At 69.4% G+C, this 25981-nt stretch carries 25 protein-coding genes; 16 read left to right on the forward strand and 9 right to left on the reverse strand.

Features of this window, described 5'->3' with window-relative positions; all coding sequences use genetic code 11:
- Positions 1 to 18: 18 nt before the first annotated feature.
- From rnc to recO, 6 genes are all read left to right on the forward strand, one after another.
- Positions 19 to 681 carry a ribonuclease III gene (gene rnc / locus E4191_RS01925; protein ID WP_407947056.1) on the forward strand — a complete coding sequence of 221 codons (663 nt, stop codon included), beginning with the start codon at positions 19 to 21 and terminating at the stop codon, positions 679 to 681.
- Positions 678 to 1685 (forward strand): GTPase Era, encoded by a 1008-nt coding sequence (gene era / locus E4191_RS01930; protein WP_135311911.1) that lies wholly within the window; start codon positions 678 to 680, stop codon positions 1683 to 1685. Before rnc ends, era begins: the two co-directional genes overlap by 4 nt.
- Positions 1682 to 2017, forward strand: a complete 336-nt coding sequence (locus tag E4191_RS01935) for a DUF1491 family protein (protein ID WP_135311912.1) — start codon at positions 1682 to 1684, stop codon at positions 2015 to 2017. Before era ends, E4191_RS01935 begins: the two co-directional genes overlap by 4 nt.
- A 39-nt stretch (positions 2018 to 2056) precedes the next feature.
- Positions 2057 to 2986, forward strand: a complete 930-nt coding sequence (gene rarD, locus E4191_RS01940; RefSeq protein ID WP_135311913.1) for an EamA family transporter RarD — start codon at positions 2057 to 2059, stop codon at positions 2984 to 2986.
- An 82-nt stretch (positions 2987 to 3068) separates the two neighbouring features.
- Positions 3069 to 3509, forward strand: coding sequence for a VOC family protein (locus tag E4191_RS01945; RefSeq protein WP_135311914.1), 441 nt, complete (start codon positions 3069 to 3071; stop codon positions 3507 to 3509).
- A gap of 3 nt (positions 3510 to 3512) precedes the next feature.
- The gene (recO, locus tag E4191_RS01950; RefSeq protein WP_135311915.1) at positions 3513 to 4232 is read left to right on the forward strand and encodes a DNA repair protein RecO; all 720 of its coding nucleotides are present in this window, start codon (positions 3513 to 3515) and stop codon (positions 4230 to 4232) included.
- 107 nt (positions 4233 to 4339) lie between these two features.
- Here the strand turns inward: recO and E4191_RS01955 are convergent, their stop codons facing one another.
- Together E4191_RS01955 and E4191_RS01960 are read right to left on the reverse strand one after the other, a co-directional pair.
- On the reverse strand, positions 4340 to 4795 hold the full coding sequence (locus tag E4191_RS01955; RefSeq protein ID WP_168217487.1) for an META domain-containing protein: 456 nt from the start codon (positions 4793 to 4795) through the stop codon (positions 4340 to 4342).
- A 94-nt stretch (positions 4796 to 4889) separates the two neighbouring features.
- Positions 4890 to 6497 (reverse strand): acyl-CoA dehydrogenase family protein, encoded by a 1608-nt coding sequence (locus tag E4191_RS01960; protein ID WP_135311917.1) that lies wholly within the window; start codon positions 6495 to 6497, stop codon positions 4890 to 4892.
- Positions 6498 to 6680: 183 nt separating this feature from the next.
- Between E4191_RS01960 and E4191_RS01965 the strand changes: the two genes are divergently transcribed.
- The 4 genes from E4191_RS01965 to rnr are packed head-to-tail and all read left to right on the forward strand — an operon-like array spanning position 6681 to position 11253.
- Positions 6681 to 7448 carry a sulfite exporter TauE/SafE family protein gene (locus E4191_RS01965; RefSeq protein ID WP_135311918.1) on the forward strand — a complete coding sequence of 256 codons (768 nt, stop codon included), beginning with the start codon at positions 6681 to 6683 and terminating at the stop codon, positions 7446 to 7448.
- Position 7449: 1 nt separating this feature from the next.
- The gene (gene dapE, locus E4191_RS01970; RefSeq protein WP_135311919.1) at positions 7450 to 8589 is read left to right on the forward strand and encodes a succinyl-diaminopimelate desuccinylase; all 1140 of its coding nucleotides are present in this window, start codon (positions 7450 to 7452) and stop codon (positions 8587 to 8589) included.
- A complete protein-coding gene (locus E4191_RS01975; RefSeq protein ID WP_135311920.1) occupies positions 8586 to 9002 on the forward strand; it encodes a GNAT family N-acetyltransferase in 417 nt (138 codons plus the stop codon). The genes dapE and E4191_RS01975 overlap by 4 nt, the downstream gene beginning before the upstream one ends.
- Positions 9003 to 9009: 7 nt before the next feature.
- Positions 9010 to 11253, forward strand: coding sequence for a ribonuclease R (gene rnr / locus E4191_RS01980; RefSeq protein ID WP_135311921.1), 2244 nt, complete (start codon positions 9010 to 9012; stop codon positions 11251 to 11253).
- 116 nt (positions 11254 to 11369) lie between these two features.
- Here rnr and E4191_RS01985 read toward each other — a convergent pair whose 3' ends face one another.
- The 3 genes from E4191_RS01985 to E4191_RS01995 all read right to left on the reverse strand — a co-directional run bounded on the left by E4191_RS01985 (position 11370) and on the right by E4191_RS01995 (position 15857).
- The gene (locus E4191_RS01985) at positions 11370 to 12680 is read right to left on the reverse strand and encodes a short-chain fatty acid transporter (protein WP_135311922.1); all 1311 of its coding nucleotides are present in this window, start codon (positions 12678 to 12680) and stop codon (positions 11370 to 11372) included.
- 106 nt (positions 12681 to 12786) lie between these two features.
- Positions 12787 to 14109, reverse strand: a complete 1323-nt coding sequence (locus tag E4191_RS01990) for an HlyD family type I secretion periplasmic adaptor subunit (RefSeq protein ID WP_135311923.1) — start codon at positions 14107 to 14109, stop codon at positions 12787 to 12789.
- Positions 14106 to 15857, reverse strand: coding sequence for a type I secretion system permease/ATPase (locus E4191_RS01995; RefSeq protein WP_135311924.1), 1752 nt, complete (start codon positions 15855 to 15857; stop codon positions 14106 to 14108). The genes E4191_RS01990 and E4191_RS01995 overlap by 4 nt, the downstream gene beginning before the upstream one ends.
- A 117-nt stretch (positions 15858 to 15974) precedes the next feature.
- Between E4191_RS01995 and E4191_RS02000 the strand changes: the two genes are divergently transcribed.
- Together E4191_RS02000 and E4191_RS02005 are read left to right on the forward strand one after the other, a co-directional pair.
- The gene (locus tag E4191_RS02000) at positions 15975 to 16778 is read left to right on the forward strand and encodes an MlaA family lipoprotein (protein ID WP_228461471.1); all 804 of its coding nucleotides are present in this window, start codon (positions 15975 to 15977) and stop codon (positions 16776 to 16778) included.
- A complete protein-coding gene (locus E4191_RS02005) occupies positions 16732 to 17370 on the forward strand; it encodes an MlaC/ttg2D family ABC transporter substrate-binding protein (RefSeq protein ID WP_228461473.1) in 639 nt (212 codons plus the stop codon). The genes E4191_RS02000 and E4191_RS02005 overlap by 47 nt, the downstream gene beginning before the upstream one ends.
- Positions 17371 to 17445: 75 nt before the next feature.
- Here E4191_RS02005 and E4191_RS02010 read toward each other — a convergent pair whose 3' ends face one another.
- Complete coding sequence (locus E4191_RS02010; RefSeq protein ID WP_135311927.1) at positions 17446 to 19734, reverse strand: transglycosylase domain-containing protein; 2289 nt, start codon at positions 19732 to 19734, stop codon at positions 17446 to 17448.
- Between the two features lie 391 nt (positions 19735 to 20125).
- Between E4191_RS02010 and E4191_RS02015 the strand changes: the two genes are divergently transcribed.
- Entirely contained in the window at positions 20126 to 21460 is a 1335-nt protein-coding gene (locus E4191_RS02015) for an ammonium transporter (RefSeq protein WP_135311928.1), read from the forward strand.
- Positions 21461 to 21611: 151 nt separating this feature from the next.
- Here E4191_RS02015 and E4191_RS02020 read toward each other — a convergent pair whose 3' ends face one another.
- Positions 21612 to 22613, reverse strand: a complete 1002-nt coding sequence (locus tag E4191_RS02020) for a polyprenyl synthetase family protein (protein ID WP_135311929.1) — start codon at positions 22611 to 22613, stop codon at positions 21612 to 21614.
- A 75-nt stretch (positions 22614 to 22688) separates the two neighbouring features.
- Between E4191_RS02020 and E4191_RS02025 the strand changes: the two genes are divergently transcribed.
- From E4191_RS02025 to E4191_RS02035, 3 genes are read left to right on the forward strand one after another with little or no spacing between them, the layout of a single operon-like run.
- A complete protein-coding gene (locus tag E4191_RS02025; RefSeq protein WP_135311930.1) occupies positions 22689 to 22898 on the forward strand; it encodes a putative signal transducing protein in 210 nt (69 codons plus the stop codon).
- Positions 22891 to 23649, forward strand: a complete 759-nt coding sequence (locus tag E4191_RS02030; RefSeq protein ID WP_135311931.1) for a tRNA1(Val) (adenine(37)-N6)-methyltransferase — start codon at positions 22891 to 22893, stop codon at positions 23647 to 23649. Before E4191_RS02025 ends, E4191_RS02030 begins: the two co-directional genes overlap by 8 nt.
- A gap of 59 nt (positions 23650 to 23708) precedes the next feature.
- Positions 23709 to 23873, forward strand: a complete 165-nt coding sequence (locus E4191_RS02035; protein WP_135311932.1) for a YdcH family protein — start codon at positions 23709 to 23711, stop codon at positions 23871 to 23873.
- Positions 23874 to 23949: 76 nt separating this feature from the next.
- Here the strand turns inward: E4191_RS02035 and phbB are convergent, their stop codons facing one another.
- Together phbB and E4191_RS02045 are read right to left on the reverse strand one after the other, a co-directional pair.
- Entirely contained in the window at positions 23950 to 24672 is a 723-nt protein-coding gene (phbB, locus tag E4191_RS02040; RefSeq protein WP_135311933.1) for a beta-ketoacyl-ACP reductase, read from the reverse strand.
- 79 nt (positions 24673 to 24751) lie between these two features.
- Positions 24752 to 25924: an acetyl-CoA C-acetyltransferase gene (locus E4191_RS02045; protein WP_135311934.1), complete on the reverse strand. Its 1173-nt coding sequence runs from the start codon at positions 25922 to 25924 to the stop codon at positions 24752 to 24754.
- Positions 25925 to 25981: the final 57 nt, after the last annotated feature.

Below are 25981 nucleotides of genomic sequence, written 5' to 3' on the forward strand. Positions count from 1 at the left end.
GCCGACATCCGCGCCTTCATGGCCCGCTTGGGGCACGATTTCGCGCGCCCCGAGCTTCTGATCCGCGCGCTGACCCATGGCTCGATCGCCTCCGTCACGCGGCCCGACAACCAGCGGCTGGAGTTCCTGGGCGACCGCGTGCTGGGCCTGGTGATGGCCGAGGCGCTCTTCTCGGCAGACACCGCCGCCTCCGAGGGGCAGCTGGCACCGCGCTACAACGCGCTGGTGCGCGGCGAGACCTGCGCCGGGGTGGCCCGCGACCTTGCCTTGGGCGAGGTGCTGAAGCTGGGTCGGTCCGAGATGCTGTCGGGCGGGCGCCGCAAGGAGGCGCTGCTGGCCGACGCGATGGAGGCCGTGCTGGCCGCCGTCTATCTGGATGCGGGGTTCGAGGCCGCCCGCGCCGTCGTGCTGCGCCACTGGGGCCCGCGCCTGGCGCAGGTGGCCCATGACAGCCGCGACGCCAAGACCGCCCTGCAGGAATGGGCGCAGGCCCAGGGCATGCCGCCCCCCGTCTACGAGCAGACCGAGCGCAGCGGTCCCGACCACGCGCCGGTCTTCCTGATCACCGTGCGGCTGGAAGACGGCCGCCACGCGCAGGCCCAAGGCACGGGCACCAAGCGCAGCATCGAACAGGCCGCCGCGCAAGCGCTGCTGGACCGCCTGGAAGGACAGACCACATGACCGACGAGACCGCCTCCGACGACACCGGCCCCGAGGACGACACCCCCGAGGAGATCGGCGCCACCCCCGCCGCGCCGCAGGGCGACCAGCCCACCCGCGCGGGCTTTGTGGCCCTGATCGGCGAGCCCAACGCGGGCAAGTCGACGCTTCTGAACCAGATGGTCGGCGCCAAGGTTAGCATCGTGACCCACAAGGTGCAGACCACCCGCGCCCGGATCCGGGGCATCGCGATGCACGGACCCGCGCAGATCGTCTTCGTCGACACGCCGGGCATCTTCCGCCCGCGCCGCCGCCTGGACCGCAGCATGGTCGCGGCAGCCTGGGGCGGGGCCTCGGACGCCGATATCGTGCTGGTGCTGATCGAGGCGCATCGCGGCCTGACCGACGGCACGCAGGCGATCCTGGACCAGCTGGTGCAGCTGGGCCGCGGCACCCCCGTCGCGCTGATCATCAACAAGATCGACCGCGTCAAGGCCGAGGAACTGCTGGCCCTGTCGCAGAAGCTGAACGAGGCCTATCCCTTCGCCGAGACCTTCATGATCTCGGCCATGAAGGGTCATGGCTGCCAGCAGTTGCGCGGCTGGCTGGCCAAGACCCTGCCCGAAAGCCCGTGGCTGTACCCGGAAGACCAGATCGCCGACCTGCCCATGCGCATGATCGCCGCCGAGATCACCCGCGAGAAGCTGACCCTGCGCCTGCACGAGGAGATCCCCTACCAGCTGACGGTGGAGACCGAAGGCTGGGAGGAGAAGACCGACGGCTCCGCGCGGATCGAGCAGGTCGTCTATGTCGCCCGCCAAGGCCACAAGGGCATCGTGCTGGGCAAGGGCGGCGAGACGATCAAGGCCGTGGGCCAGGCCTCGCGCGTGGAGCTGGAGGAGTTCATGGGCCGCCGCGTCCACCTGTTCCTGCAGGTCCGCGTCCGCGAGAACTGGGAGAACGAGGCCGAACGCTATGACGAGATCGGCCTGAACTTCCGCGACGGCGACGAAGGCCGTTCGTGACCGAAGCCCGGCTGGCCGCGCATCTCTGGGTCGCGGCCTACCGGGCGCGGCTGGCGCAGGCCAACATCCCCGCCTATGTGCTGGCGCGCGGCGACGACACCGCCGGCGCCATCGCGGTCAAATGCGCGCATCTGGACGGCACCGCGGCGCTGTGGATGCGCGAATGGGACATGGACAGCGACACCCGCCCCTGGGTCGCCGCGGTCCGGGGCCCTGAGCGCGACATCGACGCCGCCATCGCCCGCCAGCGCGACCGCGACCGCGACCTGTGGGTGGTCGAGATCGAAAGCCGCGACGGCACCACGCTGCTGGACCAGGACGGGCTTTACTGACCTCTGGCCGGGATGCTCATTGCAGAATATGCATCTGCCATGAGCATCCCCCAGACTGATTCGCCCAAGGGGCTTGTCTTCGCCATCGCCGCCTATGCGATGTGGGGGTTCCTTCCCATCTACATGAAGGCGCTGGCGCATCTGCCCGCGGCCGAGATCATCGCCCACCGCATCCTGTGGTCGCTGCCCATCGCCGCCGCCGTGCTGATCTGGCAGGGCCGCGCCGCCGAGGTGGGTCAGGCCCTGCGCCAGCCGCGCCTGGTGGCGATGGCGGCGCTGACGGCGATGCTGATCTCGGTCAACTGGCTGATCTATGTCTGGTCGATCGCCAACGACCAGGCGCTGGACGCGGCGCTCGGCTATTACATCAACCCGCTGTTCAGCGTGTTCCTGGGCGCGACGCTGCTCAAGGAACGGCTGACGCGCGGGCAGTTCGCCGCCATCGCGCTGGCGGCGGCGGCGGTGATCATCCTGACGATGCAGGCGGGCAGCCTGCCGCTGGTGGCCATCGGCCTGACCCTGTCCTGGGGGTTCTATGCCTATTGCAAGAAAAGCCTGCCGCTTGGCCCCAACCAGGGCTTCACGCTGGAGGTGCTGCTGCTGGCCCCCTTCGCCGCCGGTTTCCTGATCTGGCAGGCCGCGCAGGGGCAGGCGCATTTCACCTCGGGGGGCTGGGGCCAGACGCTGCTGCTGATCGGCTGCGGGCCGATCACCGCCATCCCGCTGCTGTTCTACGCCAATGGCGCCAAGCTGATCCGCCTGTCGACCATCGGAATCCTGCAATACATCGCGCCGACGATGATCTTCCTCTGCGCCGTGCTGATCTTCGGAGAGCCCTTCGACGGCGCCCGGCTGATCGCCTTCCCGATGATCTGGGCGGCGCTGGTGATCTATTCGGTGACGCTGGTCCGGCAGGCGGGCCAGCGCCGCCGCGACCGGCGCGAGCTGGCCGCGCGGCGCATGCAGTAGGGCGCGCTTGCGGGACCGCGCGCCGCGTGCCAGCCTGAGGCCTGCCAGCCCGACACATCCCAGCCTGCAGGAAGGAACGGCCATGACCCATCCCCGGCAACGCGTCACCCTGATCACCCTCGGCGTGGCCGATCTGGACCGCGCGGGCCGCTTCTATGCGGGCTGGGGCTGGCAGCCCCATGCCGAATCGCAGCCCGGCGTGACCTTCTACCAGATGCAGGGCGCGGCGCTGGCGCTGTTCCCGCTGGCCGAACTGGCCAAGGACCAGGGCCGCCCCGGCGCGCCGCTTGGAACCGGCGCCGTCACCTTGGCGCAGAATTGCGACGGCGAGGCCGAGGTGGACGCGGTCTTCGACCTGGCGCTTGGGGCCGGGGCGAGCTGCCTCAAGCGTCCCGAGAAGGTCTTCTGGGGCGGCTATTCCGGCTATCTGGCCGATCCCGACGGCCATGTCTGGGAGATCGCCTGCAATCCCTTCTGGCCGCTCTCCCCCGAGGGCGCCCTGACCCTGCCCGATCCCGGCTAGGCGGTGGAGTGGCAGGCCGAGGGCACGGTGATCGCGCGGCGCCCGCATGGCGAGACGGCGGTGATCATCGACGTGCTGACGCTGGAACACGGGCGCCATGCGGGCGTGGTGCCCGGCGGGGCCTCGCAGAAGCGCGCGGCGATGCTGCAGCCGGGCGCGCGGCTGTCGCTGCGCTGGCGCGCGCGGCAGGCCGACCAGCTGGGCAGCTTCACCGCCGAGCCGCTGCGGATGCGCGCGGGCCTGATGGCCGACCCGGCGGCGCTGGCGGGGCTGAACGCGGTCTGCGCGCTGCTGGTCTTCGTGCTGCCCGAGCGCGATCCCCATCCCCGGCTGGTCGCGCGGACCGAGGCGTTGCTGGACCTGATCGAGGCGGGGGCGGACTGGCCGCCCGCCTATCTGGACTGGGAGATGCTGCTTCTGGACGAGATGGGCTTCGGGCTGGACCTGTCGGCCTGCGCAGTGACCGGCGGGACAGAGGGGCTGGCCTATGTCAGCCCGAAATCGGGCCGGGCGGTCAGCCGGGCCGGCGCGGGGGACTGGGCCGACCGTCTGCTGCCTTTGCCCGGGCTGATGGGCGGGGCGGGGGACAATCGCGGCAACGGGCTGGCCGAGGGGCTGGCCATCACCGGGCATTTCCTGGAGCATCGGGTGGCGGCCGAGCTGGTGGGCCGGATGCTGCCCGCGGCCCGGGGGCGGCTGATGCGGCGGCTTCTGCGGTCCTGATTTCCCGGCCTTGGGAGGGGGCGCTGCCCCCGCCGCGTGCCGCGGCCCCCCGGGATATTTGGACCAAGATGAAAGCGGGCGCGCCGGGGTTCTGGCCCGCGGGGGGCTTACTGGTTGCCGCGGGCGGCCGAGAGGGCGTCTGTGGTCTGGTCGGCCGGGCGGCCGCTTTCGAAGATCAGCCAGGTCGGGCCCTTGATGCGCAGCACGCCGCCGTAATATTCCATCTCGGTCGCCTGCTGCAGGGCGTCGAAATAGCGCTGCTCGATCGCGCTGTCTGCGCAGCCGGTCACGCCCGAGGTCTGCAGCGGCTCGAAGGCCACGGCGGGCAGGGGGACGGTGTTCGTCGCAGCATAGCCGTTGCAGGGGCCGCGGCCCGACACGCCCTCGGGCCGGGTGGTCAGGGTGATGTTGCGCAGGGGCACGGTGCCGTTGCCGATGCCGACCAGCACGTAGTCGTTGGCCGGGATGCCGCCCATCGGGTCGCCGGCGGGCGTCGTCTCGCAGGCGGCGAGGCTCAGGACGGCCAGGGCGGCGGCGAAGGCGGGGCGGATCGAGAGGGACATGGGGCAGGCTCCTTGGGCGGACATGCGGGCGTGGATCGGGCGGAACTGACGTGGTCTAGCGCCATTTGTCCGCCCGATCCAGCCCGCGGGCGCATCATTCCAGAAGGCGCCGCGCGATGACCTGGGCCTGGATCTCGGCCGCACCCTCGAAGATGTTGAGGATCCGGGCGTCGCAGAGCACGCGGCTGATCTGGTATTCCAGCGCGAAACCGTTGCCCCCGTGGATCTGCAGGGCATTGTCCGCCGCAGACCAGGCCACGCGGGCGCCCAGCAGCTTGGCCATTCCGGCCTGCACGTCGCAGCGGTGACCGTGATCTTTTTCCCACGCACTGAAATAAGTCAACTGCCGCGCGATGGTGATTTCCACGGCCATCAGCGCCAGCTTGTCGGCCACGCGGGGGAAGGCGGCCAGGGGCTTGCCGAACTGCTTGCGGTCCAGCGCATAGGCCAGCCCCAGTTCCAGCGCGTTCTGCGCCACGCCGATCGCGCGGGCCGCCGTCTGGATGCGCGCCGATTCGAAGGTCTGCATCAGCTGCTTGAAGCCCTGGCCGGTCACGCCGCCCAAAAGGTTCGCTCCCGCGACGGCAAAGCCGTCGAAGGCCAGCTCGTATTCCTTCATGCCGCGATAGCCCAGCACCTCGATCTCGCCGCCGGTCATGCCTTGGGTCGGGAAGGGGTCGGCATCGGTCCCGGGGGTCTTCTCGGCCAGAAACATCGACAGCCCGCGATAGTCGTCCGTGCCCGGTTCGGTGCGGGCCAGCAGCGTCATCACATGGGTGCGCGCGGCGTGGGTGATCCAGGTCTTGTTGCCGGTGATGCGCCAGTCATCTCCCTCGGGCACCGCGCGGGTGCGCAGCGCGCCCAGGTCGCTGCCGGTATTGGGCTCGGTGAACACCGCCGTCGGCAGGGTTTCTCCGCTGGCCAGCCGGGGCAGCCACTGGGCCTTCTGCGCCTCGGTGCCGCCGCAGAGGATCAGCTCGGCCGCGATCTCGCTGCGGGTGCCCAGGCTGCCCACCCCGATATAGCCGCGCGAGAGTTCCTCGGACACGACGACCATCGCGGCCTTGGACATGCCCAGGCCCCCGAACTCCTCGGGGATGGTCAGGCCGAAGACGCCCAGCTCGGCCAGTTCCTCGATGATGGCCATCGGGATCAGCTCGTCGCGCAGGTGCCAGCCATGGGCGTGGGGGGTGACCTTGTCCTCGGTCCAGCGGCGGAACTGGTCGCGGATCATCTCCAGATCCTCGTCCAGGCCCGAGGCGCCGAAGGTCGCCGCGCCGCGGTTGTCGGCGATCAGGGCAGCCAGCTGGGCCCGCGCCTCGGCGGAATTGCCGGCCATCAGCGCGCGCGCGTCGTCCGAGGGCTGCCAGTCGATCCCCAGGTCGGACAGGCGGGCGAATTCCGTCTGGCTCATCGGGATGCCGCCGGCGATCTGCGTCAGGTATTCGCCCATGCCGATCTGCGCGATCAGCGCCTCCATCGGGCCGTCGACGCGGGTCGACCAGGCGTGAAGCTGGCGCAGCGCCTCGACATAGGTGGCCAGCCAGGACAGGGCGTGGGCGGCATGCTGGTGGCGTTCCAGCAGGGCGGGATCGACGCGGCCCGAGGGCGCGGCCCTCTCGCGCAGGGCGGCGGTGGCAGAGGCCAGAAGCGTGTCGATCTCGGACAGGACCGTCTCGGCCCGGGGCTGCAGGTCTTTCATCGATTCGTCCTTTTGCGGCGTTGCAGCATGGGTAGCGCCTTCGCACCCGCAGCGCAATAATTATGCGCGCGGGCATCCTGCCGCGATGCAATATGTCGCAAGCGTCAATCGACCCCCGAGGCGACCGGCAGCCCCTGTCGAAGCGGCCTTTTCCTTTCCCGGCGGCGCGGCTAGCGTGCCCCCATGTTCGGACTGGAGCCCTGGCAATTCGTGGCGGCCTTCGGGATCACCGCCTTTGCGGGGTTCGTGAAGGGTGCCCTGGGCTTTGCCATGCCGATGATCATGGCCTCGGCCTTCGGGTCGATCATGCCTGCGCCGGTGGCGCTGGCGGCGATGATCCTGCCGACGCTGTTCACCAATATCCAGCAGGCGGTGCGCGACGGGCGGGCCGAGGCGGTGGCCTCGGCGGTCAAGTTCCGGCTGCATATCGCCATGGTCGCGATCTTCATCTGCGTCTCGGCGGGATTCGTCACGATGTTTCCGCAATGGCTGATGTACGCGGCCCTGGGCGTGCCCATCACGCTGTTCGCGCTGTTGCAATTGTCAGAGCGGCCCCTGGTGCTGAACCTGCGTCACCAGCGACGTGCCGAGGGGTGGTCGGGCGTGATCGGGGGCCTTTACGGCGGCATTTCGGGCATCTGGGGGCCGCCGCTGATCGTTTATCTGCTGTCCATCGGCACCGAAAAGCGCGAACAGGTGCGGGTGCAGGGCGTGGTCTTTCTGATCGGCGCGGTGGTGCTGACCGGGGCGCATCTGGTGTCGGGCCTGCTGAACGCCGCCACCGTTCCCCTGTCGCTGGTGCTGTGCATCCCGGCCTTCGCGGGGATGATGGCGGGCTTTGCCTTGCAGGACCGGCTGGATGTGGGGCAGTTTCGGCGCTGGACGCTGGTGCTGCTGATCCTGACGGGGCTGAACCTGATCCGTCGCGCCTTTGAAATCTGGAGCCTGTAAGATGCTGGACGCCGCCGACCTGACCGCCCGCCTGATCCGCTGCCCCTCGGTCACCCCCGAAGAGGGCGGCGCGCTGGTCCTGCTGGAGGATGAGCTGACGGCGGCGGGCTTCGACTGCCACCGGGTGGATCGCAACGGCACCTCGAACCTGTTCGCGCGGTGGGGGGCTAGGGGCGCGCGGACCATCGGGTTCAACGGCCATACCGATGTAGTGCCGCCAGGCGATCTGGGGTCATGGACCCATCCGCCCTTTTCGGGCCATTGGGACGCCGATGACGTGATCTGGGGACGCGGTGCGACCGACATGAAATCGGGCGTCGCGGCCTTTGTCACCGCCGCCATCGACTTTGTGCGCGACACGCCGCCCGACGGTGCGGTGATCCTGACCATCACCGGGGACGAGGAAGGCCCGTCCCGCGACGGCACCATCGCCATCCTCGACTGGATGGCCGCGCATGGCGAGCGCATGGATGCCTGCATCGTGGGCGAGCCGTCCAATCCCGAGGTGATGGGCGAGATGATGAAGATCGGGCGGCGCGGATCCGTGACCTTCCGCATCGCCGCGAAAGGCGTGCAGGGCCATGCCGCCTATCCGCATCGTGCCAAGAACCCGCTGCATGCGCTGACCCGGATGCTGGCCGAGCTGACCGCCGAACCGCTGGATCAGGGCACGGACCATTTCGATCCCACGGGGCTGCAGATCACCTCGATCGATTGCGGCAATCCGGCTTCGAACGTCATCCCCGAAGCCGCGCGGGCCATCGTCAACATCCGCTTCAACGACCTGCATACCGGCGCCTCGCTGACCGATACGCTGCGCGCCCATGCCGACCGGATCGCGGCCGAGACCGGCGTCGCCCTGACCGTCAGCGCCGAAATCTCGGGCGAGGCGTTCCTGACTGAACCCGGCGCCTTCGTCGATCTGGTGCGCGGCGTCGTCCAGCAGGAAACCAACCGCCAGCCGGTCCTGTCCACCTCGGGCGGGACCTCGGACGCGCGTTTCGTCAAGGATCACTGCCCGGTGGTGGAATTCGGGCTGGTCGGTGCCCACATGCATCAGGTGAACGAACGCGTGCCCGCCCAGCAGGTCCGCCAGCTGAAAACCATTTACCAGCGGATTCTGGAAAGATATTTCGAATGATCATCGAGGAGACCCGCGATCTGGCCGCCTGCCACGCGCTGCGCCGCACCGTCTTCATCGACGAACAGGGCGTGCCCGAGGCGGACGAGATGGACGATCAGGATGCCGCCGCCATTCATCTGCTGGCGCGCGACGGCGACCGGCCCGTGGGTTCGGCCCGGCTGCTGATCAAGGGCGACACCGGCAAGATCGGCCGCGTCTGCGTCCTGGCCGATCAGCGGGGCACCGGCCTTGGCGCGGCGCTGATCCGCGCGGCGCTGGACGTGCTGCGCGACCGGGGCATGGTGCAGGCGCGGCTCGGCTCGCAAACCCATGCCATCGGATTTTATGAAAAACTTGGCTTTGTCGCCCAAGGGCCGGTCTATGACGACGCGGGCATCCCTCATCGCGACATGACCCTGAACCTGAAGTGACCCCCGCATGACCCAGATCCCCAGCAAGGCCCAGATCCTCGAATGGGTGGCCGAACACCCGGACGCCAATTCCAAGCGCGACATCGCCAAGGCCTTCGGCATCAAGGGCGCCGCCCGCATCGAGCTGAAGCGCCTGCTGAAGGAGCTGGAGGCCGAGGGCCAGCTGGAACGCCGCCGCCGCCACTATCTGGACGCCGAGAAGCTGCCCCCCGTCACGGTGCTGGAACTGCTGGCGCCCGACGGATCGGGCGACCTCTTCGCCCGCCCGCTCGAGGCCAGCGGCGAGGGGCCGGCGCCCCGCATCCTCTTCGTGCCGCGCAAGTCCGACCCCGCGCTCGGGCGCGGCGACCGCTTCCTCGGCCGCCTGATCCCGACCTTGGGCGAGGATCACCAATACGAGGCGCGGCTGATCCGCCGCATCACCGCCAGCCCCAACCGCATCACCGGCATCTTCCGCAAGGACAGCGAGGGCGGGCGCATCCTGCCCGTCGACAAGGGCCAGGACCGCGAATGGCGCATTCGCGCCGACGCCACGCTTGGCGCCGAGAACGGCGAGCTGGTGCAGGCCGAACAGGCCGGTCCCCGCGCCCGCATGGGCTTGCCCTATGCCCGCATCATCGAGCGTCTGGGCGACCCTTCCGCCCCGCGCGCCGTCAGCCTGATCGCCATCCACCAGCACGGCATCCCCGACCATTTCCCCGACAAGGCCCTGGCCGAGGCCGAGGCGGCCCAGCCCGCCACCATGAAGGGCCGCGACGACCTGCGCGCCCTGCCGCTGGTCACCATCGACCCCTCGGACGCGCGCGACCATGACGACGCCGTGGCGGCCGTGGTCGAGGAGGATGGCGGCGCCTCGATCTGGGTGGCCATCGCCGATGTCGCCCATTACGTCCGCACCGGCTCGGCGCTGGACCGCGAGGCCTGGGGGCGCGGCAACTCGACCTATTTCCCCGACCGCGTGGTGCCGATGCTGCCCGAGGCGCTGTCGGCCGATCTCTGTTCGCTGCACGAGGGCGTCGACCGCCCAGTGATCGCGGTCGAGATGCGGCTGGACGCGCAGGGCAACAAGACCGGCCACCGCTTCCACCGCGCGATGATGAACAGCCGCGCCAGCCTGGCCTATGAACAGGCGCAGGCCGCCGCCGACGGCACGCCCGACGACCAGACCGCCCCCCTGATGGACGCGGTGATCCGCCCCCTCTGGCATGCCTATGCCCTGCTGAAGGGCGCGCGTGAGCGCCGCCAGCCGCTGGACCTGGACCTGCCCGAACGCCGGATCGAACTGACCCCCGAGGGCCGGGTCAAGGCCGTGGCCTTCCGCGAGCGGCTCGAGGCGCACAAGCTGATCGAGGAGTTCATGGTGCTGGCCAATGTCGCCGCCGCCGAGGAACTGTCGAAACGCCAGCGACCGCTCCTGTTCCGCGTCCACGAGGAGCCCAGCCTCGACAAGATGGACGCGCTGCGCGAGGTGGCCCAGGCCTCGGGCTTCACGCTGGCCAAGGGGCAGGTGCTGCACACCAGCCAGCTGAACCGGCTGCTGGCCCAGGCCGAGGGCACCGATTTCGACGAGCTGATCAACATCTCGACCCTGCGCTCGATGACCCAGGCCTACTACCACCCCGAGAATTACGGCCATTTCGGCCTGTCGCTGAAAAGTTACGCGCATTTCACCTCGCCCATCCGCCGCTATGCCGACCTGATCGTGCACCGCGCCCTGATCAGCGGCCATGGCTGGGGCAAGGACGGGCTCAGCCATGACGAGGTCGAGCGCCTGCCCGAAACGGCGATCCACATCAGCGAGACCGAGCGGCGCTCCATGGCCGCCGAACGCGACACGACCGACCGCTACCTCGCCGCCTTCCTGTCCGAGCGCGTGGGCACCGAGATGACCGGCCGCATCAGCGGCGTCCAGAAGTTCGGCGCCTTCGTCAAGCTGGACGAGACCGGCGCCGACGGGCTCCTGCCCATCCGCGCCATCGGCCAGGAGTATTTCCACTACGACCCCGACGCCCGCACCCTGGTCGGCAGTGATACGGGTCTGGAAATCGGCATCGGCCAGCGCGTCACCGTGCGGCTGGCCGAGGCGCTGCCTCTGACCGGCGGGCTGGTGCTGGACCTGCTGGAACTCGAGGGCCGCACCCTGCCGCGCGGCCCCGGCGCCAAGACCCGCGGTCGCGGCCCCCGCGCCATGGCCGTCAAGTCGCGCCTGGCCGAGGTCAAGCGCGCCACCAAGCGCCGCCGCAAGAAATAGCCCCGAAGGCTCCTCCGTCTCCTCCGGACCCCTTTCTTCTTCATGAAAATATCCTCGGGGGGTCTGGGGGGCGAAGCGCCCCCAGCCTCCAGGCGAAGCGCCCCCCGCCTTCCCCCTCAGATCACATACAGCACCAAGCCCACGACCGCGCCGACCACCACCAGGTGGATCACGCAGAACCCCATGATGTCGCGGGCCTTCAGCCCGGCGATGCCCAGCATCGGCAGCGCCCAGAAGGGCTGCAACAGGTTCGTCCAGGCGTCGCCCCAAGCCACGCCCATCACCACTTTCGCGACATCGGCGCCAAGCGCCTCGGCGGCGGGCAGCATGACCGGCGCCTGCACCGCCCATTGTCCCCCGCCCGAGGGCACGAAGATGTTCACGATCCCTGCCGAGATGAAGCTCCAGAAGGGCAGCGTCTCGGCGGTCGAGATCGACACGAACCATTGCGACAGGCTGGCGGCCAGCCCGCTCTCGACCATGATCGCCATGATGCCCGCATAGAAGGGGAACTGGATCACGATCCCCGCACCGCCGCGCACCGCATCGTCCAGCGCGGCCAGCAGGCTGCGCGGCGTGCCGTGGCAGAGGATGCCAAGGAACAGGAACAGGAAGTTCACCACGTTCAGGTTCAGCGCGCCGCCGCCCAGGAAATGCAGCAGCAGCCAGGCCAGCCCCGGGATGCCGATCAGCAGCATCAGGATCGGGCTGGTCTCCAGCCACTCGGCGGGGGTGGGGCGGGCGCTGCGCGGCTCGGGGGGCGCGTCGCGCAGCTTCGCCGGGTCGATCAGCACCTGCTCGTGCTCCAGGGGCAGCATCAGGCGGTTGACCAGCGGCACGGCGATGAACAGCGCGGCGACGATCAGCAGGTTCCAGCCGGAAAAGATCGTGTCGGAGGTCGCGATGACGCCGATCTGGCTCTCGGTGAAATGCCCCGGCGTGGCCACCGTCAGCGGAATGGATCCCGACAGCCCGCCATGCCAGACGACGAAGCCCGAATAGGCCGCCGCCACCAGCAGCCGGTAATCGACCTGCACCTGCCGGGCGATCTCGCGCGCGAAGATCGCGCCCACCACCAGCCCGAAGCCCCAGTTGATCCAACTGGCCGCCAGCGAGACCACGCTGACCAGAAGGATCGCCCCGCCGCGCGAGCGGGCCAGCCCGGCCAGCCGCGCCAGCACCCGCCGCACCGGCGGCGACGAGGCCAGGATGTAGCCCGTGACCAGCACCAGCAGCATCTGCATGGCGAATGACAGCAGCTCCCAGAAACCGTTGCCCCACATCTCGACCAGCGAGGCCGGGTCGGTGCCCTGCGTCAGCATCGCGGCCAGCGCCGCGATCAGCGTCAGCACGATCACGAAGATGAAGGCGTCGGGCAGCCATCGCTCCATCAACCGCGTCGCGGGCCGGGCCAGTATTCTCAGCATCTCGTTCCTCCTCCTGTGCAGCCCTCAGGCTGCGACAGGTCGGGCGCGATGGCAATGCACGCAGCCTCGGGGCGACGCTCTTTTCGGCGCAGCCCCCGGGCCGGGATCAGCTTTCGCGGAAGGCGCGGTTGAAGTAATCGGTCAGCGGCTTGACCAGATAGGCCATCGGGCTGCGGTCGCCGGTCTGGATATAGACCTCGACCGGCATGCCGGGGACCAAGGCCAGCGTGCCCAGCTTTTCCAGCTCGTCCGGCGGGATCGACACCTCGGCCCGGTAATAGGGCGTCCGCGTCGCCTCGTCGATCAGCGCATCGGCCGAGATGCGGTCCAGCCGGCCGTCGATCTCGGGCGTGGTGCGCGACGAGAAGGCCGAAAAGCGCAGCACGACGGGCTGGCCCAGCTGCACCTCGTCGATGTTGATCGTGGCGATGCGCGCGCCGATGACCAGGGGCCGGTCCTGCGGGATCAGGTACAGCAGCGGATCGGCGGGCCGGATCACGGATCGCGGCGTCGTCACCTGCATGTTGTAGACGATCCCCGAGACCGGGGCCCGGATCTCCAGCCGGTCCAGCTGTTCGGACAGGCTGCGGCGGCGTTCGGCCAGCTCCAGCTCGCGATAGCCCTGGTCGCGCAGCTCGGTCTCGGCCTGCTCGCGGCGTTCCCCGGCCAGGCGCAGGCGCTGGATCTCCAGCTCGGTCTGGCGGCTGGCGGCCGAGGCGCGGGCGGCCTGCAGCGATCCCAGCTCGCCATCCATCCGCGCCGCCTCGCGCTGCAGCGCCAGCACGCGGCTGGCCTGCGCCAGGCCCCGGTCCAGCAGGCTCTGCTGGTCGGTCAGCTCGCGGCCGATCAGCTCGCGCTGCCGGGCCAGCGCGGTGATCTGCGCGTCGATGCCGTCGATCTCGGAATCGATCTGCTCGGACTGCTTGGACAGCTGGTCGCGCGACTGGCGCAGCGTGTCCAGGCGGGTGCGGAACAGGCTGGTCTGGCCCGCGATCAGGTCGGTCAGCGCGGGCATCTCGGCCGCGGTGGTCACCAGCTCCTCGGGGAAGGTGATCTCCTGCGCGTCGCCGCGCTCGGCCTCCAGCCGGCCGCGGCGGGCGAGGATCTCGAAGTACTGGCCCTCGACGATGGTGTGTTCGGTGCGCAGCAGCGTGCCGTCCAGCGCCAGCAGCAGATCGCCCGCCGCGACCGCCGCGCCCTCGGACACCGCGATGCTCGACACGACCCCGCCATCGGGATGCTGGACGACCTGGCGCTGCTGCTCGACCTCGACCTGGCCCGTGGCCACCACGGCGCCCGAGATGCGCGTCGCCACCGCCCAGATGGTGAAGCCGCCCACCAGCACCACGACGGCGATGATCCCCGCCAGGATCGGCCCGCGCACCGGCCAGCGCTGATCGCCCGAGGCGGTCTTCGCGGGGCCGCTCATGCGATGCCCCCGCCCTGGCCCGCGCTTTGCGCCTGCCGGATCTGGGCCGAGTTCTGTACCATCTGTTCCAGCACCTTGTCGCGCGGTCCGAAGGCGCGACGCAGGCCGCCCTCCAGCACCAGCAGGTTTTCGCATTCGTTGATCGCGGCGGGGCGGTGGGCCATGATGATGACCGCGCCGCCCTGCGCCTTCAGCCGCCGGATCGCCGCGTTCAGCGCATCCGAGCCCAGGTTGTCCAGGTTCGAGTTCGGCTCGTCCAGGACCAGCATCACCGGATCGGGATAGAGCGCGCGGGCCAGGCCGATCCGCTGGATCTGCCCGCCCGACAGGCGCCCGGCGGTCTGGCTGATGCGCGTGTCATAGCCCTGCGGCAGGTCCAGGATCATCTGGTGGGCGGCGGCGGCGCGGGCCGCGCGGACCACGCGGTCCGAATCCGGGTTGTCCGACAGGCGGGCGATGTTTTCCGCGATGGTGCCGTCGAACAGGGTGACCTGCTGGGGCAGATAGCCGATCAGGCTGCCCAGCACGTCGGGGTGGTACTGGTCCAGCGTCGCCCCGCCAAGCCGGATGCTGCCGCCGCCCGCGGGCCAGGCGCCGATCAGCGCCCGGGCCAGCGTGGATTTCCCCGCGCCCGACGGCCCGATCACCCCAAGCGCGGTGCCGGGCGCCACGCCGAAGCTGACGGCGCGCAGCGTGGCCTGCCCCTCGCCCGGGGGGGCGACGGTCAGGTTGCGCACCTCCAGCCGCGCCTCGGGGCGGGGCAGGGGCGTGCGCGGCACCTCGGCCGGCTGGCGGGACAGAAGCCCGGCCAGCCGAGCCCATCCGTCCTGCGCGGCCTGCACATTGGGCCAGCCGCCGACCAGCTGGTCGACCGGCGCCAGCGCCCGGCCCATCACGATCGAGCTGGCGATCATCGCGCCCGGCGTCAGTTCCTGGCGCAGCACCAGCCAGGCCCCGGCGGCCAGCATGGCGCTTTGCAGGAACAGCCGGAAGGTGCGCGAGAAGACGCTGAACCCCGCCGACAGATCGCCCGCCTGGACCGAGCTGTCCTGCGCCTGCGCCCGTGCCACCCGCCAGCGGTCGAAGGTCGCCCCCCGCATGCCAAGCGCGCCGATCACCTCGCCCTCGTCGCGGTACAGATCGGCCATGCGCTGCGCCTGCCCCCCGGCCTGGACCGAGCCCTGCAGCGGTGCCCGCGTCAGCACGCGGTTCAGGATGGTGGTGGCCACCAGGATCAGCCCGCCCACCGTGGCCACGATCCCCAGGATCGGATGGAAGATGAAGATCGCGCCCAGGAACAGCGGCGCCCACGGCAGGTCGAAGAAGGCCAGCATGACCGGCGAGGCCAGCAGCCGCTGCACCGAATCCAGGTCGCGCATGCCCCCGGCGGTGGCCGCCGATTCGTCGCCGCGCAGCGCGCCCTCGCGCAGGGCGGCGTTGAAGACCCGCCCCTCCATCCGGTCCTGGAAGCGCGCGGCGATCCGGCCCATCACGCGGTTGCGAATCAGGTCGATCGCCCCCATCAGCGCGAACAGGAACACCACCAGCACGAACAGCGCGGTCAGCGTCTCGACGCTGCGCGAGGCCAGCACGCGGTCATAGACCTGCAGCATGAACAGCGGCCCGGTCAGCATGAGCAGGTTCACCACCGCAGAAAATACCGCCACGGCCAGGAACAGCCGCCAGCCGGTGGCCCGTGCGGCGCGCAGTTCGCGCTCGCCCTCGGGAAAGTTGCCGCCCTTGCTCATCCACCACGCCCATCTGCCCCGCAACCGGGGCTTGCCTCGTTTGAGCCACGACCATATCACCGCCAAGGGCCGATGCCAGCCCACCACCACCCTTGCATGGAATGGTTAGGAAAACCCTTGCGCCCGATCCGCCGCCCGCTTTTCCCGGTTTTCGCCCTGGCCTTGACGGCCCTCGTCGCGGCGGGCTGCGCCTCGGCCCCCGTCCAGCGGGACGGCATCACCATCAACGACCCCTATGAGGCGCAGAACCGCCGCGTCCACGCCTTCAACAAGGGACTGGACGCCCGCGTGATCGGCCCCGTCGCCAATCGCCTGAAGGGCAGCGACGACGATGACACCGCCCCGCGCGATCCGGACGCGCCCATCGGGCCACTGCAGATGGTCATCAATGCCGGGCGCAACCTGTCGCTGCCGGTCAAGTCGGTGAACGGGCTGCTGCAGGGCAGGCCCCGCGACGCGGGCGCCAACTTCGCGCGCTTCGCGGTGAACTCGACCGTGGGCCTGGGCGGGATCTTCGATCCGGCCACCGACAGCTTCGGCCTGACCGAGCGCAACACCGATTTCGGCCAGACCCTGGCGGTCTGGGGCGTCCCCGAGGGCGCCTACCTGGAACTGCCGCTGCTGGGCCCCTCGACGCAGCGCGATGCGGTGGGGCAGGTGGCCGACCTGCTGATCGACCCGCTCTATCACCTGCTGGACGGCCCCGAGGCGGGGGCGGTCTTCGGCCTGCGCGTCGCCTCAAAAGCCGGTGATCGGGCGCGGTTCGGCGACACGGTGGATGGCATCCTGCAGGGAAGTGCGGATAGCTATGCGCAGACACGGCTCATCTGGCTGATGAACCGCCGCTTTGATCTGGGAGAGACCCGTGACGATTATGACCCCTATGACGACGTCGAGGTCATGGACCCCGATCAGGACTGACCGGCGCGCCTTCCTGGGCATGCTGGCCTGCGCGGGCGTGGCCGTGATGCTGCCGTGGCGCCCGGCACATGCGCTGGATTCCGACGGCGCGCGGGCGCTGATCGACCGGTCCCTGGGCGAGGTCTATCAGGTCATCAATTCCGGCCAGCCCGCCGCGCAAATGTATCAGGAGTTCGAGGCGATCTTCGCCCGCTACGCCGATGTCGACGTGATCGCGCGTTCGGCGCTTGGCCCCACCGCGCGCCAGACCGATGCGGCGGTCCTTGCCGACTACCGGCAGGCGTTCCAGGGCTATATCGGCCGAAAATACGGCGCCCGCTTCCGCGAGTTCATCGGCTCGCGGATCGAGGTGACGGGCGCGCGGCCGTTGAAAAGCTTCTATGCGGTGACCTCGGTGGCGCATCTGAACGGGCGCGCGCCGATGGAGGTCGAATGGCACGTCTCCGACCGCTCGGGGCAGGATCTCTACTTCAACATCATCATCGAGGGCGTGAACATGCTGGCCAGCGAACGCGCCGAGATCGGGGCGATGCTGGCCCGCCGCCAGGGCGACGTGACCGCGCTGGCCGCCGACCTGCGCCAGGCGGGCTGAGCCCACCCGCAAAGACGCAAAAGACCGCCCGGCGCGAACCGGGCGGTCTTTTTCATGGCCCGAAGGGCGGGGGGATCAGTTCCCCCCCAGGATCCCCTGCAACGCACGCGACAGCGCATCGTCGGAACTGGCCCCCACGCTGTCGCCCGGGGTCACCGGGGCGCCGCCCGTCACCTCGGTCGAGGGCGCGCCGATCACCCGCCCGCCGCCGCTGTTCTGCTGCTCGACCGAGTTCATCACCCCGGCCAGCGCCGCCGCCAGCGGATCGTCGGCCGAGCCGCTGGTCACCACCTGCGGGGTCGAGCCGCCCGAGGACATGATGATCCCGCTGCCATCGGGCGAGACGGTGGACAGCGCCAGTTCCGGCAGCCCGTCATGGATCTCGGACATCACCGCCTGCCAGATCTCGGCGGGCAGCCCGCCCCCGGTGACGCCGGTCAGCGGCGCGTTGTCGTCATTGCCCATCCAGACGCCGGTCACGTACTGCTCGGTGAAGCCCACGAACCAGGCGTCGCGATAGCTGCTGGTGGTGCCGGTCTTGCCCGCCACCGGGCGATCGCCCAGCTGCGCCCGCGTGCCCGTCCCCGACGAGATCACCTGCTGCATCATGTAGATCAGCTGCCCCGCCGCGCGCTGGCTGATGACGCGCTCTCCGAAGCCGCCGGTCTGGCCCATCAGCGCGCGGTCGTCGCCCTGCATCGTGACCTCGACCACGCCATAGGGCGCGACCGAGGTGCCGCCGTTCCGGATGCCCGCATAGGCGCCGGTCAGCTCCAGCAGCGTCGCCTCGGAGGCGCCCAGTCCAAGCGAGGGGCTGGTGGTCAGGTTGCTGACGATCCCGAAGTCGCGCGCGACCCGGATCACCTGATCGCGGCCCACCGCCTCCTGCAGGCGGATGGTCGAGGTGTTCAGCGACTGCGCCAGAGAGGTGGTCAGCGTGACCATGCCGCGATAGTTGCGGCTGTAGTTCTGCGGCTGCCAGTTGCGCCCGCCGGGGATGCGGATGGTCAGCGGCCCGTCCTCGATCCTGTCGGCGGGGGAATAGCCCGCCTCCAGCGCCGCCGCATAGACGAAGGGCTTGAAGCTGGACCCGGTCTGCCGCTTGGCCTGCGTCGCGCGGTTGAAGACGCCGTTCACCCGCGTGTCGCGCCCGCCGATGATCGCGCGCACCGCGCCGTCCGCCGACATCACGACCACGGCCGCCTCGGCGGTGGAGCCGTCCTTGACCTTCTCGTCGAAGACCTGCTGCAGCGCCCGCTCGGCCGCGCGCTGGATGCGCTGGTCGAAGGTGGTGGTGATCGTCACGTCCTCGGTCGTCTCGGAGGTCAGGAAGCCCGGCCCCGATTCCATCAGCCAGTCCGCGAAATAACCGCCCGCCCGTGCGGTCGCGGCCTGGGACAGCGTGGCGGGATTGGCCCGCGCCTGTGCCAGTTCCTCGTCGGTCAGATATCCCTCTTGCGCCATCAGGCCCAGAACCACGCTGGCGCGTTCCTGGCTGCGTTGCAGGTTGGCGGTGGGGGCAAGGCGGCTCGGCGCGGGCAGCAGACCGGCCAGCATCGCCGCCTGCGAGGCGTTCACCTGGCTGGCGGGGGTGTTGAAATAGCGCTGGCTGGCGGCCTCGAAGCCGCGCGCGCCGCCGCCCAGATAGGACCGGTTCATGTAGATGCTGAGGATCTCGTCCTTGGAGTACTTGGCCTCCATCGCGAAGGCATAGGGGATTTCCTTGATCTTGCGCCAGATCCCGCCCGACCGGCATTCGGCCTCGAACTCGGCCTCGTTGGCGAAGCGGGTGGGATCGAAGGTCTCGCCCAGGCACAGAAGCTTGGCCACCTGCTGGGTGATGGTCGACCCGCCATGCCCCTCCAGCGGGCCGCGGCCCTCGGCCATGTTGATGCGCACCGCGCTGGCGATGCCGCGCGGGCTGACGCCCAGGTGGCGGTAGAAGCGCCGGTCCTCGGTCGACAGCACCGCCTCGCGCAGGATCGGGGCGATCTGGTCGCTGGCCACCGCGCCGAAGGTCTCGCCGCGCCAGGCAAAGACCCGGCCGTCGCGGTCCAGCATGGTGACGCTGCCCCGGGCGCGGCCGTCGAACAGCTCGGACGCCTCGGGCAGGCTGACGTAGAAATAGGCGCTGGCCGCCCCGATGATCAGCGCGACGGTCATCGCCAGCCGCCAGACCGAGCCCCAGACGATCCGCCAGATCAGTGTGACGAAGCCGGCGATCCAGCCCAGGATGCCGCCGCGCTTGGGCTTGCGGTGGCGCGTGACCCTGCGGGGCGTGGCCTTGGCAGGCGCGGGTTGGCTGCGCTTGTCAGCAACAGGACTTCTGCCCGTGCGGGTCGGGGTGCCGGTGGGTCGTTTCATGAGTCGGATGCCTGCGTGACTGCGATGCCGGTTGGTCCGGCCATGGGATTGGCGGCAGACTACAGCAAGACGGGGCCCAGGGGAATTGGGGTGACCAATCCGTGATGGCCGCCCGTTGCCGGTGCGACAGGGCCCAAGGGACCGGCCAGTAGCGGGCCGCAGTGGCGCCTGCGGCGGCAGCCTGCCCGGAAGGCGGGCAAATTCGCGCATCCATCAGACAGATCCTGCCCGAATCCCGGGCGAGGCACCCCAATTTCGCCCAACAAAGAAGCAGATCCGGATTCCGCCCCGCCGGGCGGTCGGCGCGTCTTTGCCCAAGGGGCGGAATTGCAGATGAAAGGGGCGATGGCAGCCGGACCGGCGGCTGCGGCACGAAGCGAGGTTACATCACATGAACAAGACCCTCCCGCTCATCGCGACACTTGCGACGCTGGCGGCCTTCCCCGCCGCCGCGCAGGACGCCGCGGCGCCCGTGGAGGCGGCGGTCGCCGTCAGCGCGGATGTCGCTTACATCTTCAATACGCTGCTGTTCCTGATCGGCGGTTTCCTGGTCATGTGGATGGCCGCGGGCTTTGCCATGCTGGAAGCGGGGCTGGTGCGGTCCAAGAACGTCACCACCCAGCTGTTCAAGAACATCGCGCTGTTCGCGATCGCGGGCATCATGTACTGGCTGATCGGCTACAACCTGATGTATCCGGGCGACGGCTGGACGGTGCAGGGCATCGTCGGGCAGATCTTCAGCCCCAAGGGTATCGACCCGGTGGGCGCGGGCACGGCCGATGACGGCTATTCGGCGGGCTCGGACTTCTTCTTCCAGCTGATGTTCTGCGCCACCACGGCCTCGATCGTGTCGGGCACCCTGGCCGAGCGCGTCAAGCTGTGGCCCTTCCTGATCTTCACGGTCGTGCTGACCGGCCTGATCTATCCCATCGAGGCCAGCTGGCAGTGGGGCGGCGGCTTCCTGTCGGAGATGGGCTTCTCGGACTTCGCGGGCTCGACCCTGGTCCATGCGGCGGGCGGCTTTGCGGCGCTGGCCGGTGCGATCGTGCTGGGCGCGCGGACGGGCAAGTACCGCCCCGACGGCCGCCAGCAGCCGATGCCGGGCTCGAACCTGGCGCTGGCCACGCTTGGCACCTTCATCCTGTGGCTGGGCTGGTTCGGGTTCAACGGCGCCTCGCAGCTGGCGATCGGTTCGGTCAATGACGCGGCGGATGTCAGCCGGATCTTCGTGAACACCAACATGGCGGCCTCGGGCGGCGCGGTCGCGGCGATCATCGTCACGCAGCTGCTCTACGGCAAGATCGACCTGACCATGGTCCTGAACGGCGCGCTGGCGGGTCTCGTGTCCATCACCGCCGAGCCGCTGATGCCGTCCGTCTTCGCAGCCATCCTGATCGGCGGCGTCGGTGGGGCGATCGCGGTCTTCGTGGTCCCGCTGCTGGACAAGTTCCAGATCGACGACGTGGTCGGCGCCATCCCCGTCCACCTGGTCGCGGGCATCTGGGGCACCATGGTCGTGCCGCTGACCAATGACGGCACCAGCTTCGTCACCCAGGCCATCGGCGTGCTGTGCGTGGGCGGCTTCGTCTTCATCCTCAGCCTGATCGTCTGGTCGATCCTCAAGGCGACGATGGGCATCCGCGTCAGCAAGGAAGCCGAGATCAGCGGCCTCGACATCTCGGAGATGGGCATGGAGGCCTATCCCGACTTCGTGCAAGCCAAGTAACCCAAAGGGTCTCTTCCCGGAGAGGGGGCGGGTCGCGCAGGCGGCCCGCCCCTTCCGCATTGCGGGGGGCCGGATTATCCTGACGGATCAGACCTGTGTACAACCTGTGCACGCGCGGTGCATGGGCCGTGGACGGGCGGTGAGGGGGGCTTCAGGCGACGCGGCTGACGACGAAATCGGCCAGGTCGGACAGCATGTCGCGGATCGGATGGGCGGGCAGCAGCGTCAGCGCCGCCTTGGCGCGGGCCGCATGGTCCAGCGCATCGCGCCGCGCCGCCGCCATCGCGCCGTGCCGCGCCAAGAGCGCCAGCGCCTGGTCCAGATCGCCCTCGTGCTGGTCGCCCTTCTCGATGGTGCGGGCCCAGAAGGCGCGCTCCTCGGGGGTGGCTTGGGCGATGGCCTTGATGACCGGCAGGGTCAGCTTGCGCTCGCGGAAGTCGTCGCCCACGTCCTTGCCGATCGTCTCGGTCGCGCCGCCGTAATCCAGCAGGTCGTCGACGATCTGGAAGCTGATGCCAAGCGCGTCGCCATAGTCGAACAGCGCCCGCACCTGATCGTCGGGCGCGCCCGCGATGACGCCCCCCACTTCGGTCGCGGCCGAGAACAGCGCCGCCGTCTTGCCGCGAACCACCTGAAGATACACGCTTTCATCCGTCGCCAGATCCTGGGCCGCGGTCAGCTGCAGCACCTCGCCCTCGGCGATGGTGGCGCTGGCATTGGCCAGAATCTCCAGCGTGCGCAGGTTGCCGGGCTCCACCATCAGCTGGAAGCTGCGGGCGAACAGATAGTCGCCGACCAGCACGCTGGACTTGTTGTCCCACAGCAGGTTGGCGGTCGGGCGCCCGCGCCGCTGGCGGCTTTCGTCCACCACATCGTCATGCAGCAGCGTGGCGGTGTGGATGAATTCGACGGTCGCGGCCAGATGGATGTGCCACGGCCCGGGATAGCCCAGCAGCTTGGCCGCGGCCAGCGTCAGCATCGGGCGCAGGCGCTTGCCGCCGGCCTCGATCAGATGGGCGGTCACCTCGGGGATGCGGGGGGCGTGCCGGCTGGCCATGCGGTCGCGGATCAGCGCGTTCACCGCCGCCATCTCGTCGGTCAGGGCCTCGCTCAGCCGATCCAGCGGTTTGCGGACGTTGTCCTGCATGGTCATGGCGTACCCCGTATCTGCGCCTCACGCATTGCCACGGCATCGACAAATGCGCAACTGCCGCTTAACGTCGCGCCCATGAAAGAGCTTTTTCGCAGCAACGACCCGGTCCGCATGTCCGCCGCCACCAGCCTGCTCGAAGGCGAGGGAATCATGACCTTTCCCATGGACCAGCACATGAGCGTGCTGGAGGGCTCGATCGGGATCCTGCCCGCGCGCCTGATGGTCGCGGATCGCGACGAATTCATCGCCCGCGCCATCCTGCGCGACAACGGGCTGGATGAGTGACACCCGCCTCGACGGCTTCCTGAACGGACGGCTGCGCATCGCCCAGCCCGCGCGGGGCTATCGTGCGGGCGCCGATGCGGTGATGCTGGCGGCGGCCTGCCCGGCACAAGCGGGGCAGGCGGTGCTGGAACTGGGCTGCGGGGCGGGCACGGCCATCCTGTGCTTGGGCTGGCGCGTCCCCGGCCTGACCCTGACCGGGCTGGAGCGTCAGGCCGATTACGCCGATCTGGCCCGCGCCAATGCGGCCTCGAACGGGATCGCGCTGACGGTGCTGACCGGCGATCTGGCCGATCCGCCGCCCGCGCTGCGCGCTGCCCCCTTCGATCATGTGCTGATGAACCCGCCCTTCTTCCTGGGGGGTACGCCCGCCCCCGATCCCGGCCGGGCCGGGGCGCGGCTTGAGGACACGCCCCTGTCGCTGTGGATCGATGCCGGGCTGCGGCGGCTGCGGCCCGGCGGCTGGCTGGTGGCGATCCAGCGCGCCGATCGGCTGGACGGGGTCATGGCCGCGCTGCAGGGCCGTGCGGGCGCCATCACCATCCTGCCCATCGCCGCGCGGACCGGTCGCCCCGCCGGGCGGGTGCTGGTCGCCGCCCGCAAGGGCGCGCGCAGCCCCCTGCGCCTGCTGGCGCCGCTGATCACCCATGCCGAGGACGCCCATCACCGCGATGGCGAGGATCTGACTGCCCGCGCGGGGGCAATCCTGCGCGACGGGGCGCCCATCGACCTGGGGATTGCGAAAGTCTCGTGACAGAATCGAATTCCTGTGGTGCACTCGACCTGTCCGACACAACCATACAGGAGGATGTGATGACTGTTGCTTCGCATGTCGAGGAACTTCGCAAGAAACACCAGAACCTGTCTGCTGCCGTGGAAAGGGCCCAGAGAAGTCCGGGCACCAGCGATCTCGAGATCGCCGCGATGAAGCGCGAAAAACTTCGTCTGAAGGAACAGATCACCCGATACGCCCACTGATATCGTTGAACCGTGAAGAATTCATGAAGAAGGCCCGCGCAATCCGCGCGGGCCTTTTGTCATTGTGCCCTGGGGGTCAGGCGAAGAACTGACCGCCATTGGCGCTGATGGTCGAGCCGGTGATGAAGCCCGCCTCGTCCGACGCCAGGAAGACGACCGCGCGGGCGATCTCGTCGGGCTCTCCCAAGCGGCCGACGGGGATCTGCGCGATGATCGACTCGCGCACCTTCTCGGGGACCGCCATCACCATCTCGGTCGCGATATAGCCGGGGCAGATCGCGTTCACGGTGATGTTGGCGCGCGCGCCCTCCTGCGCCAGGGCCTTGGTGAAGCCCAGATCGCCCGCCTTGGCGGCGGAATAGTTCACCTGGCCGAACTGGCCCTTCTGCCCGTTGATCGAGCTGATGTTGATGATCCGCCCGTACTTGCGCTCGCGCATGCCCGGCCAGACCGGGTGGGTCATGTTGAAGACGCCGCTCAGGTTGGTGTCGATGACCTCTTTCCACTGCTGCGGCGTCATCTTGTGGAAGGGCGCGTCGCGGGTGATGCCCGCATTGTTGACCAGCACGTCAATGGGCCCCAGCTCGGCCTCGACCTGCGCCACGCCCTGCGCGCAGGAGTCGTAATCCGCCACCGACCACTTGAAGGTCTTGATGCCGGTTTCCTCGGTGAAGGCGCGGGCCGCGTCGTCATTGCCGGCATAGTTGGCCGCGACCGTATAGCCTGCGGCCTGAAGCGCCTTCGAAATGGCGGCGCCGATCCCGCGCGAGCCTCCGGTGACAAGTGCAATTCTGGACATGTTCCCCTCCCTGGTACCTTGAAATCTTGGTAAACAACAGACACCCGGCGCGCAAGATCGTTGCGCGCCGGAATTTTCCTCAGCGCTCGAGGCACATGGCGACGCCCATGCCGCCGCCGATGCACAGCGTCGCCAGGCCCTTCTTGGCGTCGCGGCGCTTCATCTCGAATAGCAGCGTGTTCAGCACCCGCGCGCCCGAGGCGCCGATCGGATGGCCGATGGCGATGGCGCCGCCGTTCACGTTCACGATGGACGAATCCCAGCCCATCTCCTTGTTGACGGCGCAGGCCTGGGCGGCGAAGGCCTCGTTCGCCTCGATCAGCTCCAGATCGCCCACCGACCAGCCGGCCTTCTCCAGCGCCTTGCGGCTGGCGGGGATGGGGCCGGTGCCCATGATCGCCGGATCCAGGCCGGCGGTCGAATAGCTGGCGATGCGGGCCAGGGGCGTCAGCCCGCGGCGCGCGGCCTCGTCCTCGGTCATCACCATCACCGCCGCCGCGCCGTCGTTCAGGCCCGAGGCATTCGCCGCCGTCACGGACCCCTCCTTGGCGAAGGCCGGGCGCAGCTTCTGCATGGCCTCGATCGTGGCGCCGTGGCGGATGTATTCGTCCTTGTCCACGACTGTGTCGCCCTTGCGGGTCTTGACGGTGTAGCCCACGATCTCGTCGTCGAAGCGTCCGGCGACCTGCGCCGCCTCGGCCTTGTTCTGCGAGGCCAGCGCGAATTCGTCCTGCTGGTCGCGGTCGATGGACCACTTGTTGGCGACGTTCTCGGCCGTCTGGCCCATGTGGTAGTTGTTGAACGCGTCCCACAGCCCGTCGCGGATCATCGTGTCGATGAACTGCATGTCGCCCATCTTCTGGCCGCTGCGCAGATAGGCCGCATGGGCCGACAGCGACATGCTTTCCTGCCCGCCCGCCAGCACGACGCGGGCATCGCCCAGGATCACCTGCTGCGCCGCCAGCGCGACCGCGCGCAGGCCCGATCCGCAGACCTGGTTGATCCCCCAGGCCGAGGATTCCTGCGGCAGGCCCGCCTTGATATGCGCCTGGCGCGCGGGGTTCTGCCCCTGGGCGGCGGTCAGGACCTGACCCAGGATCGTCTCGTCGATCTCGGCCGGGTCGATGCCCGACCGTGCGACGACCTCGGCAAGGACCGCAGCCCCCAGATCATGGGCGGGCACATTCGCGAACGCCCCCAGGAAACTTCCGACCGGGGTTCGGGCGGCGGAAACGATAACGGCTTTGGTCATGACGGGCTCCTTCCCTCTGCTGCCGGGCTGGCCGGCATCTGGGGTCAGGATGCTGTT

This window comes from Paracoccus liaowanqingii (genome assembly GCF_004683865.2).
GTDB classification, from domain to species: domain Bacteria; phylum Pseudomonadota; class Alphaproteobacteria; order Rhodobacterales; family Rhodobacteraceae; genus Paracoccus; species Paracoccus liaowanqingii.

Bases quoted from the DNA above. Each gene is read 5' to 3' on its own strand.
- dapE (WP_135311919.1), top strand. From the start codon at position 7,450: ATGCTGGACGCCGCCGACCTGACCGCCCGCCTGATCCGCTGCCCCTCG.
- E4191_RS01965 (WP_135311918.1), top strand. From the start codon at position 6,681: ATGTTCGGACTGGAGCCCTGGCAATTCGTGGCGGCCTTCGGGATCACC.
- E4191_RS02010 (WP_135311927.1), bottom strand. From the start codon at position 19,734: ATGAAACGACCCACCGGCACCCCGACCCGCACGGGCAGAAGTCCTGTT.
- phbB (WP_135311933.1), bottom strand. From the start codon at position 24,672: ATGTCCAGAATTGCACTTGTCACCGGAGGCTCGCGCGGGATCGGCGCC.
- E4191_RS02045 (WP_135311934.1), bottom strand. From the start codon at position 25,924: ATGACCAAAGCCGTTATCGTTTCCGCCGCCCGAACCCCGGTCGGAAGT.
- E4191_RS01995 (WP_135311924.1), bottom strand. From the start codon at position 15,857: ATGAGCAAGGGCGGCAACTTTCCCGAGGGCGAGCGCGAACTGCGCGCC.
- rarD (WP_135311913.1), top strand. From the start codon at position 2,057: ATGAGCATCCCCCAGACTGATTCGCCCAAGGGGCTTGTCTTCGCCATC.
- E4191_RS02035 (WP_135311932.1), top strand. From the start codon at position 23,709: ATGACTGTTGCTTCGCATGTCGAGGAACTTCGCAAGAAACACCAGAAC.
- E4191_RS01990 (WP_135311923.1), bottom strand. From the start codon at position 14,109: ATGAGCGGCCCCGCGAAGACCGCCTCGGGCGATCAGCGCTGGCCGGTG.
- E4191_RS01975 (WP_135311920.1), top strand. From the start codon at position 8,586: ATGATCATCGAGGAGACCCGCGATCTGGCCGCCTGCCACGCGCTGCGC.
- rnc (WP_407947056.1), top strand. From the start codon at position 19: ATGGCCCGCTTGGGGCACGATTTCGCGCGCCCCGAGCTTCTGATCCGC.
- E4191_RS02025 (WP_135311930.1), top strand. From the start codon at position 22,689: ATGAAAGAGCTTTTTCGCAGCAACGACCCGGTCCGCATGTCCGCCGCC.
- E4191_RS02005 (WP_228461473.1), top strand. From the start codon at position 16,732: ATGACCCCTATGACGACGTCGAGGTCATGGACCCCGATCAGGACTGAC.
- E4191_RS02015 (WP_135311928.1), top strand. From the start codon at position 20,126: ATGAACAAGACCCTCCCGCTCATCGCGACACTTGCGACGCTGGCGGCC.
- era (WP_135311911.1), top strand. From the start codon at position 678: ATGACCGACGAGACCGCCTCCGACGACACCGGCCCCGAGGACGACACC.
- E4191_RS02030 (WP_135311931.1), top strand. From the start codon at position 22,891: ATGAGTGACACCCGCCTCGACGGCTTCCTGAACGGACGGCTGCGCATC.
- rnr (WP_135311921.1), top strand. From the start codon at position 9,010: ATGACCCAGATCCCCAGCAAGGCCCAGATCCTCGAATGGGTGGCCGAA.
- E4191_RS01960 (WP_135311917.1), bottom strand. From the start codon at position 6,497: ATGAAAGACCTGCAGCCCCGGGCCGAGACGGTCCTGTCCGAGATCGAC.
- E4191_RS02020 (WP_135311929.1), bottom strand. From the start codon at position 22,613: ATGACCATGCAGGACAACGTCCGCAAACCGCTGGATCGGCTGAGCGAG.
- E4191_RS01945 (WP_135311914.1), top strand. From the start codon at position 3,069: ATGACCCATCCCCGGCAACGCGTCACCCTGATCACCCTCGGCGTGGCC.
- E4191_RS01955 (WP_168217487.1), bottom strand. From the start codon at position 4,795: ATGTCCCTCTCGATCCGCCCCGCCTTCGCCGCCGCCCTGGCCGTCCTG.
- E4191_RS01985 (WP_135311922.1), bottom strand. From the start codon at position 12,680: ATGCTGAGAATACTGGCCCGGCCCGCGACGCGGTTGATGGAGCGATGG.